Annotated in this window: 10 protein-coding genes; 2 read left to right on the forward strand and 8 right to left on the reverse strand. The window is 62.4% G+C overall.

Annotated features, from left to right (window positions below):
• Positions 1-14 precede the first annotated feature (14 nt).
• Positions 15-1,085: a VOC family protein gene (locus tag P3T23_RS17880; protein WP_429317514.1), complete on the reverse strand. Its 1,071-nt coding sequence runs from the start codon at positions 1,083-1,085 to the stop codon at positions 15-17.
• 350 nt (positions 1,086-1,435) lie between these two features.
• On the opposite strand from P3T23_RS17880, the gene P3T23_RS17885 reads away from it, so the two are divergent.
• Complete coding sequence (locus P3T23_RS17885) at positions 1,436-2,206, forward strand: TetR/AcrR family transcriptional regulator (RefSeq protein WP_429317472.1); 771 nt, start codon at positions 1,436-1,438, stop codon at positions 2,204-2,206.
• 20 nt (positions 2,207-2,226) lie between these two features.
• Here P3T23_RS17885 and P3T23_RS17890 read toward each other — a convergent pair whose 3' ends face one another.
• From P3T23_RS17890 to P3T23_RS17915, 6 genes are read right to left on the reverse strand one after another with little or no spacing between them, the layout of a single operon-like run.
• Entirely contained in the window at positions 2,227-2,931 is a 705-nt protein-coding gene (locus tag P3T23_RS17890; RefSeq protein ID WP_429317473.1) for a PqiC family protein, read from the reverse strand.
• A complete protein-coding gene (locus P3T23_RS17895; RefSeq protein WP_429317474.1) occupies positions 2,928-4,523 on the reverse strand; it encodes an intermembrane transport protein PqiB in 1,596 nt (531 codons plus the stop codon). Before P3T23_RS17895 ends, P3T23_RS17890 begins: the two co-directional genes overlap by 4 nt.
• Before the next feature lie 24 nt (positions 4,524-4,547).
• Entirely contained in the window at positions 4,548-5,927 is a 1,380-nt protein-coding gene (locus P3T23_RS17900; protein WP_429317475.1) for a paraquat-inducible protein A, read from the reverse strand.
• An 11-nt stretch (positions 5,928-5,938) separates the two neighbouring features.
• Positions 5,939-7,402 carry an efflux transporter outer membrane subunit gene (locus tag P3T23_RS17905; RefSeq protein WP_429317476.1) on the reverse strand — a complete coding sequence of 488 codons (1,464 nt, stop codon included), beginning with the start codon at positions 7,400-7,402 and terminating at the stop codon, positions 5,939-5,941.
• Positions 7,403-7,404: 2 nt separating this feature from the next.
• Positions 7,405-10,575 carry an efflux RND transporter permease subunit gene (locus P3T23_RS17910; RefSeq protein ID WP_429317477.1) on the reverse strand — a complete coding sequence of 1,057 codons (3,171 nt, stop codon included), beginning with the start codon at positions 10,573-10,575 and terminating at the stop codon, positions 7,405-7,407.
• On the reverse strand, positions 10,572-11,741 hold the full coding sequence (locus P3T23_RS17915; RefSeq protein WP_429317478.1) for an efflux RND transporter periplasmic adaptor subunit: 1,170 nt from the start codon (positions 11,739-11,741) through the stop codon (positions 10,572-10,574). Before P3T23_RS17915 ends, P3T23_RS17910 begins: the two co-directional genes overlap by 4 nt.
• Before the next feature lie 326 nt (positions 11,742-12,067).
• Between P3T23_RS17915 and P3T23_RS17920 the strand changes: the two genes are divergently transcribed.
• Positions 12,068-12,841 carry a TetR/AcrR family transcriptional regulator gene (locus P3T23_RS17920; RefSeq protein ID WP_429317479.1) on the forward strand — a complete coding sequence of 258 codons (774 nt, stop codon included), beginning with the start codon at positions 12,068-12,070 and terminating at the stop codon, positions 12,839-12,841.
• A gap of 10 nt (positions 12,842-12,851) precedes the next feature.
• Here P3T23_RS17920 and P3T23_RS17925 read toward each other — a convergent pair whose 3' ends face one another.
• Positions 12,852-13,907 carry an AI-2E family transporter gene (locus P3T23_RS17925; RefSeq protein ID WP_429317480.1) on the reverse strand — a complete coding sequence of 352 codons (1,056 nt, stop codon included), beginning with the start codon at positions 13,905-13,907 and terminating at the stop codon, positions 12,852-12,854.
• Between the last annotated feature and the right edge of the window lie 23 nt (positions 13,908-13,930).

Raw genomic sequence — 13,930 nt, forward strand, 5'->3', positions numbered from 1 at the left:
TGGAAGGGATTGATTCAGGCGAAAATCTTTGCCAGCCTGCGCAGCTTGGCGAACGTCAGGTCGGGACTGCGGCGCAGGTTTTTGACGAGCGCCACGATGCTCGCGGGCGTGAATTTTGGTTTGGTGAAGCTGCGTGGCATTGCCGGTCCCCACTGCGCCATCGCTTCGCGACTCACCGCATGCACGCCCGCCGGCGTGTCAGCTGTAAAGAGATCGCCGTCGCAATAGTGTTCGTGCTTGTCGCCCCACGGGTCCTGCCAGTAGTCGAAAATCTGGCTACCCAGGATATGCCGGCCGATCCCCCACGCGTGCGTCCAGCCCTTGTCGCGCAACACGCGCTGCCCCATGCCAATCGCGTCGGCGTCGACGACTTCGTACGCGCTATGGCTGTAGGTCGGCACGAAGCCTTGTGCGAGCGCGAGCGTATGGTGATCGGCCGGCCTGTTGCCCAGATCGAGCCGCATGAATGCAACGACGGGCGAACCATCCGGAAGTACCTGCACATCGCTTGGAATAAAGCCGAAATGCTGCGTATACCACGCGCAGGTTTCCTGATAGTCGACGAGTTCGAGCACAACATGTCCAAGCCGGATGACTTCCGGCGCACACTCGGGCGGCCGCTGCGTCCCGTTAATGCGGACGGCCGCATCCACGGAATTGAATGGTAAGGGTGGCCGATGGGATAGCGCCGAAGCTGGCGCCTGGTCCCATATCGCATCGACGCGAAAGCCGGATGGATCAGTCAGTCGTACCGTGTAGCCGCCGCCCGGCAACTGCGATCGTTCGACCGCAGATGCGCCAGGCAGCCTTGCAATCGCATCGAGCTCGGCCTTGGTGTCGATCTGCAGCCCGAGGCCAACGAACCGGGATTTCGGTGCCTTTTGGATCACGTAGCAAAAATGCGAAGCACCCGTTCCTCGCAGCAGGACAAGCTCTTCATTGCGCGACACAGTTCGGAGACCGAAATCATTGAGAAAATTTTCGGCTTTCACAAGATCCGGCCGATCGAAGATCAGGTAGGTCAATGCCGATGCTTTCGTCGTGGGATTGGGGTGACGGGCCGGCTGTACGGTAGTCAGTTTCATGGCAGGACGGAAATCAAACGGTTTGAATGACGTATCCGGCTTCGATAGCCGGCGCGCGCCGATGAGATTCGACGTGACGAGCTTCGGATCGCCATTCAGGCTGCCGAGCGAATTCACGCTGCCGAACAGGCCCAGCACGGTCGACCTCATGCGCCGACGGCTGAACCGGTTCGTGCGGACCGGACGGCCCGGTGGTGTTGATTGATCCTGTCTCCACTGTCACTCCATCTGTCTATTTGTTTATCGGGCATCAAGCATGCGCCTTTGTGACATTAAAGTCATAGCTGATAGTTTTGTCAATAGAGACATTCCAATCTATACTTGGATATGAGCAAAGACTGGAACTTGTCATGGCGAACTCTTTAAACCGGCCTGCGCATAAGCGCGCCGCCCGTGCGACCCCCGTTTCCGCAGCCTCCGATTCCCCGGCCCCCGTTCCCGAGGAGCGCGAGCCGCGCGGAGCGCGCCGCAAGCGCGAGACGCGCGCCCGCCTGCTCGACGCAGCGCTCAGGCTCATGGCGGAAAAGGGCATGGAGGGCGTGGCAATCAACGAAATCACCGAGGCTGCCGACGTGGGCTTCGGTTCGTTCTACAACCACTTCGAGTCGAAAGAGGCCATCTACGCGACGCTCGTCGACAACGTGTTCGAGGAGTTCGGCGACATGCTCGATCGCCTCACCGGCGGCCTGTCCGACCCGGCGGAAGTGATCTCCGTGTCGGTGCGCCACACTCTGATGCGGGCGCGGCGCGATCCCGTGTGGGGACGCTTCCTGATACGCGAAGGTTTTTCGGCGCACATCCTGAGCCGCGGGTTGGGCCAACGGCTATTGCGGGACATCGGCAATGGCATCGCCGCCAAGCGTTTCGTGGTCGCTGATCCCTTCATCGGCTTTCTTTCGGTGGGCGGCACCGTGCTTGCGGCAATCGCAGCCGAGCTGAATTTCGTCGCGCCCGGCGCGCCGGCGGCAGCGCTGCTCGATGAACTCGGCTTCAGCGGGGAACACTTTGCCGAGCGCACGGCAGCAACGCTTTTGCAAACACTCGGGCTCAAGCGCGCGGAGGCCGAGAAGATTTCAACGCGAGCATTGCCGCTCATCGAGGCAGAAGTCGAGGTGGAATAAGGCGGACGCGAAAAGGACCGTCAGGGACTTCGGGTCACCCCGATCCCCGCTTCAGCGTAGGCCATTAGCGGGCAGGATGCCGGACGGGTCACCGCCTGCCGGTTCCCGTGCAATGCTGACGTCCTGGCAAGCTCGCGGATGCCCCGCGCAATCTCCGTGGCGATTCGTTGCAAGGCCTGCCGGTGACCATCCGCGATTGCATCATAGCCAAGCGAGACCGGCTGGCTGGCTATGCTGTGGCAGGTCATCGTTTCCTGACCATTTGACGGCTGTATGCTCCATACAGCTTCAATCAGTACGTGCGACCCAGGCCACGTCTCAAAGCGCTGCACTTGCACCGAAATGCGGTACAGCGGAACCTCGTCCGTGCGCGCCATCCCGTGCACGTCGAGCGCGCCCGATTGCCGGGTCACCGTTGCCAGCACTGCGGTGCGGATTTCATTCGGCAGCGGAGACGCCCAGCGGTCGTCCTCCAGCACCTTGACCTGAGTGGCGTTCACCTGAACGACGAGCTGGCTTTTCGCCAGCGCGGAAGGCACGGTAACGGGCCGCATATCGATCAGAACGGCGGGGCTTACGGTGCGATCCGCCGTGACCGAACCGCCGCCGGAGGCAAGCGTATAGAACCGGCTCGGCGGAGAACCACACGCCGCCAGAGCGGCGAGACTGATTCCCGCGGCCACACGAACGAAAGCGCGCAACGAAAAAGACTGAAGGAAAGTCAAGGCCGGTCTCCTTTCTTGCCGAACAGAAGTGCCTGGGGATGGCGTTCCAGATAGTCCGCGAGCGCATTGAAAGACTGCAGCGTACGGGTCAGTTCCTGCATTGCATCCTGGACGTCCGATTGCAACGGCGCCGCCTGCTGAAGCGTCACCTCAGCGGTGCCGAAAGTCCGCTGCGCTGCCGCCAACGTGTCCCGAGCCTGTGGAACGACCTCTGTATCCAGATGACCGAACAGCTTGTTGGCGTTTTCCAGCGCGCCATTCAGGTTGGCGCCAATCTTGTCGAACGGTACCTGATTCAGTTTCCTGGCAATGTCCGCAATCTGCACCTGCAGTTCGTCGAGCGTGTTAGGCACGGTCGGCAGTTCGATCGGATTCTGATGCACATCCACGGTCGCACGCGGGGCTTTCGGGAACATGTCCAGCGCGACGTACAACTGACCGGTCAGGAGGTTGCCGGTTCGCAACTGGCCACGCAACCCTTCCATCACGAGGTGCTGAAGCAGCTCGTGCCCGCCTGGCGTGTTGGGGGCCGGTAGCGCCTCGCTGCTGCGCCGGCTGAGCCGGTCGGGATAAAGTGCCATCGAGACCTTCATGCTGAAACTCTTGTCCATTTCGCTGTATTCAATACCGATCTCCGTTACCTGCCCCAACGCGATTCCGCGCAGGTCCACAGGTGCGCCAACGGACAATCCGCGCAGCGACTGGTTGAATCGCATCACCACATTGAGGGGCTGGCCGTCCGGCTCGCGCATCGCGTCCGACTCGTCCGCTGCGAGTCGAAACACCGCCTTGTCAGCGGCCTGTTGCCCGGCGTCCTGACCCGGCGGGGACTGAAACGCGAGACCTCCCACAACCACTGTCGCCAGCGATTGCGTGTTGATCTTGAGCCCGCTAGAGTCGAGCCGAAGATCGACGCCGCTCGCATGCCACCACCGTGTATTCGTCCCGACGTACTGATCGAACGGGGCATTGACAAAGACATTGACGATCACGCCCGAGCCGTGCGGGTCAAGCGAAAAGCCGACCACCTGGCCCACCTGCACACGACGGTAAAAGACAGGTGCGCCGATATCGACCGACCCCAACGAATCCCCTCGCAGCGTGTACTGATGCCCTGGTTGGCCGCTAGTGACGATGGGAGGATTCTCGAGTCCGACAAACTCCGTCCGTTTTTCTGGCGACTGCCCGATGTCGACGCCGATGTACGCGCCGGAAAGCAAGGTACCGAGGCCCGAAATGCCGTTGGCCCCCACGCGCGGGCGAACCACCCAGAAACGCGTGCCTTGCGTCGCAAATTTTTCTGCCTCCCTGGTGAGTTGAATTTTCACCATGACGTGCTGGAGATTTTTCGTCAGCGTAATGGTCTGCACGGAGCCGATTTCCACATCCTTGTACTTGACCTTCGTTTTGCCAGCCTCCATTCCGTCTGCGTTATTGAACGAAACCGTGACCATCGGCCCTTTTTCGGAAATGGATCGGGCCACCAGCGCGATGCCGATCAACGCCGAGATCAGAGGGATCAACCAGATTAAAGAGGGAAGCCAGCGTTTTCGCGGTTTGATATCGGGAAGGGGTAGATCAGGAAGATGCATCGCTAGAGGATAGTGTTGCTGATTTCAGTTTATGGATGCGACAGAGCTACGAACCCGTGCAGACTCGACGTCGCCAAGCTGCCGCTGTTGACAGCGGACGTTGTCCCAGGTGAGCCGCGGGTCGAGCTGATGCGATGCCAGCATGGTGAGGATCACTACCGCCCCGAAAGCGAGTGCGCCCGGACCCGCGGTAATGAAGGCAAAAGAGCCGAAGTGCACCAGGGCAACCGTCAGTGCGACAACGAAGACATCGAGCATCGACCACCGGCCTACGCGCTCGACGATACGAAACAGCCTCGCGCGTTCGAGCGGCCGCCAGTCCGAACCCCGGCGAGCGGTCAAGGTCAGCAGCGCGAGGACAGTGAGTTTGAGCATTGGCACCATGACGCTCGCCACGAAGATAACGACCGCGAGCGGCCAGTCTCCCGAGCTCCAGAAGTAGCCGACACCGCCGAGAATCGTGTCGTCTTCCGAGCGGCCGAGCGACGCGGCATGCATGATCGGCAAAAGATTCGCCGGAATATAGACGAGCGCGGCGGCGATAAGCAGACTCAACGAGCGCGTCACGCTGTCCGGACGGCGCTCGTGCAACAGCGAGTCACATCGCGAACAGCGCTGGTGCGGCTGATGCGCGATCGCCGTCTGAATCAGGCCGCAGGTGTGACACGCGAGAAGTCCTGCATGTCTTGCCGTGACATAACCAGTGGCCCCCATTTCCGGCAAGCCGAAGGCGTCACCCGGCCCAACGCGGCTGTCGCTCACGCTCGACTGGCATACGTCTGCGGGCCGACGAATCTTCATTTCGTCGCAAACCTCCCACAACACGGTTGGGTCGAACGCGGCAACGATGGCCAACATCACGGTCAGCGCGCCGAATGCAAACAGGCCCGGCCCAGGAATCACCTGGGCGATGCTTACCATTTTCACGATCGTGATGAGCACCCCGAGCATGAATACCTCGATCATTCCCCACGGTCGAACAAATTGAATGAGGCGAACCATCTGGTTGAAGCCAGATGGCCGTCTGCCCATCCGGACAGGAACCAGCACGTAAAGAAAGGCGAGCAACTCCGTCAGCGGAAACAGCATCGACGAACAGAACACCATGCATGCGACAACGCGCATGTGTTCGCCCCACAGCGATTGCACTGCACCAAACAGCGTGGTCTGCGAGCCGATCCCGTTTGTCTCCAGCCGTAATACCGGGAACGCCTGGGCAATAACGAAAGTAATCAACGCCGCGACGGTCAAAGCGCAGATCGCCTCGAGCGACAAACCGCTGCGATGCAGGCCTTTGAAACCCGCACCGCACCGCTGACACCGTGCAACCAGCCCACCCAGGCGCGGCGGCTTGCGGAAAAGCAGGTCACACTCGTGGCAGGCAATCAGGTTCCGATGTTCCATAGTGGGACACGTCACTCTTTTGACGTCACGTGCTGTTGAGCGGACGGCAATTCGCCCATCGCCTGGAACAGTGCGACGGTATCCGTCATGCGCTGGCTTCCGCCGCGCACGGCGCCCAGCTGCGCATTGAGAAATCGCTGCTCGCTGGCATGCTGCGCCGTCGACGGCAAGGAACCCAGGCGGGCGCGCGACGCGGTTTCGTCGAATGCGGCACGGGCTGCCTGCGCCGCTCGTTCGGTAGACGCCAGCGACTGCGCGTCGTTATCCAGCGCGGCAAGCGAATCCGCGACATCCTGAAATGCCGACAGAACCGTCGACTTGTAGTGGAGAACCGCGGCATCGTATGTATCGATCGAGGCCCTGCGTTGCGCGAACATCGCCCCACCGTGGAAGATCGGTTGCGACAGGCCCGCCCCGATCGCCCACAGTCCGCCAGCGCCCGAGAGCAGCGTCGGCCAGTTAAAGCCGCCGCGGCCCATCGCGGCCGTGAGCGACAGGCTCGGAAAGAGTTGCGCGGTCGCGGTGCCAACGTCGGCCGCGGCCGCCTTCACCGCGGCGTCGGCCGCCAGAATGTCAGGGCGCGAACGCAAAAGATCCGATGGCACGGCGACCGGCACGTGGTCGGGCAAAGACAGGCTGTCGAGATCGGGAACCACCGGTGCGTCGTCCGGCGTACGGCCCATCAGCACCGCCAGCGCGTGGATGGCTGTGGCGCGCTGCTGCCGCAAGGGTGGCAGACTGGCCGCAATCGACTCCGCGTCGTCCTTCGAGTTCAGCGCCTGCACGTGCGAGAGCGATCCGAGCGTGTACCGTTGCTGGTCCTCATTCGCCGTTTCGCTCGCCACGGCAACGAGCCGTTCGGTGAGAGCGATCTGACGATCAAGCGCCGCCACATTGATCGCCGTGCCGACGATGTTCGCGGCGAGCGCACGCCGGGCCGCTTCGAGTTCATAGCCCTGCACGTTCACACGGGCGGCAGCCGCCGCGTTGGCGTAGCGCGTCGCACCGAAAAGGTCGAAGGTGTAGTGCGCCTGAATCTGCCCGGCGAAAAAGTTGTACCGCACCTCGGTGGGACCAATGCCGGGCACGACCGGCGAACGCGCCCGCTCGACCTGGGCGGCGGCGTCGATCGACGGGAGCGTGGACGAACCGACCTGCGCGCGCAATTCCTCCTGCGCGGCCGAAAGCGTGCGCTGCGTCGCCGCAAGCGTCGGGCTGTTGCGCAGACCTTCGTCGACCAGCGCATCGAGCGCGTCGGACCGGTACAGCCGCCACCATTGCGGTACCGCCGTCGAGCCGATATCGAACTGCTGGGCGACGCCATTTGCCGCCACCGTCCGGGACGGCTGCGCCTGCGCGCCGTAATGCGCGGGCGAAGGCATCGCCGGGGGTTCGCCGCCGGGGCCGAACGAGCAGGCCGTTAGCGCGAGCGCCATGGCGACGGCGACAACGGATGTCTTATGGGCAAACTTCATCTTCAAATCTCCGTGTGCTCGACGACGACCGGCTGCATCCCGCGCTCGTCACGCCGGACCCTGAAGCACGTCGCATAGAGAGCCGGCAGGAAGAACACCGTCAGTAAAGTAGCGATCGTGATCCCGCCCATCAACGCGGTCGCCATGGGCCCGAAGAACGCCGAGCGCAGAAGCGGAATCAGGGCGAGCACGGCGGCGGCGGCCGTCAGCATGATCGGGCGGAAGCGCCGCACGGTCGCACCGATAATCGCGTCGAAGCGCCCATGCCCCGCCGCGATGTCCTGGTCGATCTGGTCGACCAGGATCACGGAGTTGCGCATGATGATGCCGAACATGGCGATCACGCCGAGCAACGCGACAAAGCCGAAGGGCTTGCCGAACAGCAGCAGTGCAGCCACGACGCCGATCAGTCCGAGCGGTGCGGTCAACACGACGATAAAGGTCCGCGAGAAGCTCTTTAGCTGGATCATGAGCAAGGTCAGAACGGCGATGATCATGAGCGGCATCTCGGCGTTGATCGAGGTCTGGCCTTTCACGCTTTCTTCAACCGCGCCGCCCACTTCGATGCGATAACCCACCGGCAATCTGGCTTGCTCGCCGGCAAGTGCGTGCTCGATATCGTGGGTTACGTCGATACCCTGCGCGTCGCCCCGAATGTCGGCCTGTACCGTGATCGTCGGCTGCCGGTCGCGCTGCCAGATCACGCCGTATTCGAGCGTGTCCTTGATGTGTCCGAGGGAACCCAGCGGAACCGGGCCGTTCGGAGTCGGCACCGCGAGGCTGGTGAGCTTCGAGGGATCGACGCGCTCGCCCTTCGGCGCACGCAGATCGACGTTGATCAGCTTGTCCCGCTCGCGAAATTGCGTGACCGTGTAGCCCGAGAGCGTCATGGCCAGGAAGTTCGATACGTCCTCCGACGTCACACCGAGCTGGCGCGCCCGGTTCTGATCGACTTCGAACGAGATCGACCGTTCTGCCGGCTCGTCCCAATCGAACTGGACGTTGCGCGTGCGGAAATCGGCACGGACCTTGTCGGCTACCGTTTCGGCAATGGAGCGCACGGTCGCGATATCGCTGCCGCTCACCCGGAACTTGATCGGGAAACCCACCGGCGGACCATTCTCGAGCCGCGCCACACGCGCACGCACGCCGGAGAAATCCTTCTCGAGTTTCGCATCGAGCCAGCGCATCAACTCGTCGCGATCTTCGACGCTCTTCGCGGTGACCACGAATTGCGCGAAGTTGGGCTGCTGAAGCTGCTGATCGAGCGGCAAATAAAAGCGCGGCGCGCCGGTGCCCACGAAGTCGACGAAGTGGTCGATTTCGCGCTTGCCGTTGAGCGCCGTTTCGAGGCGCTTCGTTTCACGCAGCGTCGCCTCGAACGAAGCGCCTTCCGGCAGCCGCAGGTCGACGAGCAGTTCGGGCCGTTCCGAGTTCGGAAAGAACTGTTGCGGCACGCGCGTGAACGCTGCCATCGCGATCACAAAAAGCACCCCGGTGACGCCAAGCACGGCCCAACGACGCTCGATACACCACGATACCCAACCCGAAAGGCGCTGGTAGAAGCCGGTGTTGTAAACGTCGTGCTCGTGATGGTGGCCGCCGCCGTGACCCTTGCGCTCGGGCAGCATGTGAAAACCCAGCAACGGGACCAGCACGACAGCCGCGAACCAGGACACGATCAGCGCAATGGCCGACACCTCGAAAATCGAGCGCGTGTATTCCCCCGTGCTCGATTTCGCAAGCGCGATCGGCAGGAAACCGGAAACCGTGACGAGGGTGCCCGTCAGCATCGGAAAGGCCGTGCTCGTATACGCGAAGGCCGCGGCGCGCATGCGGCTCCAGCCCTGCTCCAGCTTCACGGCCATCGTTTCGACGGCAATGATCGCGTCGTCGACGAGCAGCCCCAGCGCGAGCACGAGCGTGCCAAGGGAGACCTGGTCCAGCCCGATATTGAACACATGCATGCACAGCGCCGTCACGGCGAGCACGATCGGAATCGAGATCACGACGACCATGCCGGTGCGCAGGCCGAGTGAAACAAGGCTCACGACCAGCACGATTGCTACCGCTTCAGCGACCGACCTGACGAACTCGTCCACTGAATGCTTGACCGCGTGAGGCATGCTCGAGACGGGAGCCAGCTTGAGTCCCGCCGGCATGGCGGCCTGCAGTTCGGCGGTTTTCGCGTCAAGCGCCTTGCCGAGGCTGACCACGTCGCCGCCCTTTTGCATCGTCACGCCAATGCCGAGCACCGCCTGCCCGCCGACACGCATCTCGGTGACGGGCGGATCGTCGTAGCCACGCGTGATCTTTGCGATGTCGCCGAGCCGGAACGTGCGTTTGTTCACGGTGAGGAGCGTGTCCGCAAGCGCCTGCACGTCCTTGAACGCACCGCTCGGGCGCACGAACACCCGGTCGTCCGCCGTGGTGATGGTGCCGACCGGCGTCACCGTGTTCTCTGCGTCGATGGCCTGCGCGAGCTGCTGCGGCGTGATGGAGAGCCGGGTCAGTTGCGCATTCGATATTTCGACGAAGATGTGCTGGTCAGGATCGCCAAAGTAGTCGACCTTGGCGACACCGGGCACACGCAGCAGCACCGTGCGCAACTGGTCCGCGTAGTCATGCAGTTGCGCGGGTGTATAGCCGTCGCCTTCGAGCGCATAGATGTTCGTGTAGACATCGCCGAACTCGTCATTGAAGAACGGTCCAACCGTTCCCTTGGGCAATGTCGCGGCGATATCGCCCACTTTCTTGCGAACCTGGTACCAGGTCTCGGGGACCTCCTTGACCGGCGCCGAATCCTTCATTGCGAAGAAAATCATCGACTCGCCTGGCCGCGAATAGCTCTTGATGTTGTCGACGTACGGCGCGGCCTGCAATTGACGGCCGATCCGGTCCGTGATCTGTTCCTGTACCTCGCGCGCAGTCCCGCCCGGCCAATAGGTTTTGACCACCATGGTGCGGAACGTGAACGGCGGGTCTTCCGACTGGGCAAGCTTCGTATAGCCGATCACGCCGAACAGCGTCGCAAGCCCGATCAGAAATATCACGAGCTGCTGATGGCGCAACGCCCACGCGGACAGATTGAAACCGCCTTCGCTGGATGCCTCGGGGTTAGGCGGAATGACGGGCGCGCTGTCGTGCGCGGCTTCGCGGTCGCGGGCGTTCATGACGAAAAGTCCTCCGGATGGAGGGGTGCCACGACCTGCACGTGCTGTTTCGCGCTCACCGCGTGAACGCCTTGCATCACGACGCGGTCGCCGTCGTGGAGTCCGCCCACGACGGAAACGGTCCGCTCGCCGTAGCGCACGATGCTGACCGTGCGCAGTTCGAGGGTGTCGCTGCCGGCGCGCACCACCCATACAGCAGGGTTCTCGCTTTTGTGGAAGAGCGCCGTTACAGGCAGCGCGAACGGCGCCGCCTGAGCCGCGTCGCCGGTGGCATCGAACGCGACATTGGCCGTCATGCCGACGCGCACCTCCGCGCCCGGCGCGGCTAGCGTGAGCTTCACGCGCCACGTGCGGCTTTGCGGGTCGGCCGCGGGCGATACCTCGCGCACGCTCGCCTCGAAGCTTTTGCCGGGCAGCGCGGACAGGCTCACGCGCGCCTTGCTGCCAACGGTCAACGCGCCAAGCGCCTGCTCCGGTGCGTCGCAGACAATGTCCACACTGCCCGTCCAGTCGATGTGATAGACCGCCTGATCCGCCTGAACGTTCTGGCCGGTATCCGCATCTTCCGACTTGACGACTCCGTCGTGATCCGCGGTCAGCGTGGCGTAACGCAGGTGATCGGTGGCGAGCGCCATTTGCGCGAGCGCCGAGTCACGCTGCGCAAGCGCCGTGGCGTACGCGTCTTCGGTCTGTTCCATCTGCGCCGGTGCAATCAGATGCGCCTGGATCTGAGCCTGATCGCGATCGAGCTGCTGCTTCGCGTACACGAGACGATGTTCGGCAGCATCCAGCTGCGCGCGGGCGTTAACGAGGTTGTTGCGCAGATCGGTAGGGTCGAGCAGCGCTACGATTTGCCCCGCCTTGACGGTGTCGCCCAGATGAACCTTTCGCTCGATAACCTTGCCGCCCACGCGGAACGACAGCGGTGTGGAGTAGCGCGCCTCCACTTGAGCCGGCAATGAGGCAGTCGGCGTGCTTGCGTCGGCATGAACGGCGAGCGCGACAACCGGTTTGGGCTCCGGCGGCGCGACTTCACCGCGGTGGCAGGCCGAGAGCAGAATCGCCCCACAAGCCGCAACGAGCAGACGCCCTCTGAATGGTGGGCGGACGATGGAAGAAAGGAAGGGACGCGCCAATGTCCGCGCGTTAAGACCGGATAGTTTCACGATGTTTACAAGGCAGGTGATGGTCCAGCAATAAAAAATAGGCGAGGCATAGGAAGACACGGTGCGTCCGGCGGCACGCTCTTGCTCGATGCGCCAAGGACAATCCTGTGCGCCCCTAACTTAGCATTCCTACTTGCCCCTTCTGATACGAACCGCTTGCAACTGTTCATACTTCTTCATCGCACGCGGGTGGATACCGTCGCTTCTCATTTCGTCTACGCAGCCGCCGATTCTCTGGCTAAGGTGACATTACACCCATAACTGATTATATTGTCAACCATGACACATAATTATAAAATATGACGATATCAAGACCTGGAGCCGAGATGCCTGATATCCCGAAACCCCGTGCAAACCGGCAGCGCACGCAGACGTTGCGCGGCCCGGCCCAAGCGGTTGAAGGGCGCCAACCGCGCGGCGCCCGCCGCAAGCGCGAAACCCGCGCCCGCCTGCTCGACGCCGCATTGAGGCTGATGGCGGAAAGAGGAATGGACTCGGTAGCCATCAATGACATTACCGAGGCCGCCGACGTCGGCTTCGGCTCGTTCTACAACCATTTCGGGTCGAAGGAAGGCATCTTCGCCGCGCTGGTCGAATGGGTGTTCGAGGAATTCGCCGATACGCTCGATCAGCTCGCCCGCGAGCTGTCCGACCCGGCCGAAATAGTCGCCGTCTCAGTGCGCCACACGCTGATGCGCGCACGCCGTGAACCGGTATGGGGACGGCTTCTGATCCGCGAGGGATTTTCGGTGCATGCGCTGGGCTGGGGGCTCGGCCAACGATTGCTGCGCGACAGCCAAAGAGGCATTTCCGCAAAGCGCTTTGTCGTGCCTGATCACCTGATGTGCGTCGTGTCGGTCACGGGCATCATCTTCGCGGCGATCGCCGCCGAATTGCACTTTGCCGTATCGGTTGCGCCAACGGTCCGGCGGCAAAAAGCGTCAGGAGTCGGCGAACAGAACTTCGCGGAACGGGTGGCAGCAGTCGTGCTGCAGGTGCTTGGACTCAAACGCGCAGAGGCACAAAGAATCGCGCACCTGCCGTTACCCACGGGCAGATTGGAAACCAGGGTTTGCAGGGCAAAATCGCGCGCCTGCTGATCAATGCCTGCTACCCCCCGTAAAACGCGCTCGCCAGATAGCGGCCACGGAGTGCGCGCAGGCCCGCAGCCAGAATCGCGCTGGCTGGAAGCGCGAGCAGGACACCAAAGAAACCGAAAAGCTGGTCGAATGCGAGCAGGGCGAAAATCACAGCGAGCGGATGCAGGCCAATGCGCTCGCCGACGAGGCGTGGCGTGAGAATGAAACTTTCGAGAATCTGGCCGATGCCGTACACGACCACCACCGCGCCAACGCCATACCAGCTGCCGAATTGCAGCAGCGCGGCAAGAAGCGCGAGCGCCAGTCCGGTCGCGAATCCGATGTACGGAATGAACACGGCGAGCCCGGTAAAGAGACCGACGGGCAGCGCGATCTCGAAGCCCGCGACCGTCAAAGCAATTGGATAAAACGTAGCGAGCGCCCCCATTACGAGCAGTTGGCCGCGCAGGTATTGCGACAGCATCTGGTCTATGTCTGTCAGGAACTTTCGCGTTTTGCCCAGCCAGGGTCGCGGCACGAAGCTTTCCAGGCGAGCAAATGCCTCATGCCTGTCATAAAGCAGATAGAACAGGACGAGCGGCACCAACACGATGTTGCCCACGACAGTAACCATCATGTTGCCGCTCGTGCGCAGTGACTGCCACGCAGCCACTGCAATGGCCTGTTCGCTCACCTTGAGGTCCGTCGTCAACATCTCGCGGACATGGCTCAAATCGAATGAATAGCTCAGGCCCAGCAAGGCCAGTCTGGGTTGTAACCACGCGTTGAGGGCCGCTGCCAGAGCAGGAATCCGCACGATCAGTTGAGGCCCCTCCTGATGGATCACGGCAAACACGAGCAAAACGAGCAGCGTGGCCATCACACCGAACAGAAGCATCATCAGGAGCGCGGCAAGACCGCGGGGCGTGCGATGGCGCACCAGGCACTCCACGCCCGGTTGAAGGACATATGCGATGAGCCCGCCGAGCAGGAACGGCGTAAGGACCGGGCGCAAGATCCAAAGCAGGACGCCAGCCGTCAAGACGACCGCGCCCCATAGCAAGGCGTGGCGATGGTGCAAAGTCATGAGTGCAACGTAGGGTGAATAAA

The organism is Paraburkholderia sp. GAS448 (assembly GCF_050435685.1).
Lineage (GTDB): Bacteria > Pseudomonadota > Gammaproteobacteria > Burkholderiales > Burkholderiaceae > Paraburkholderia.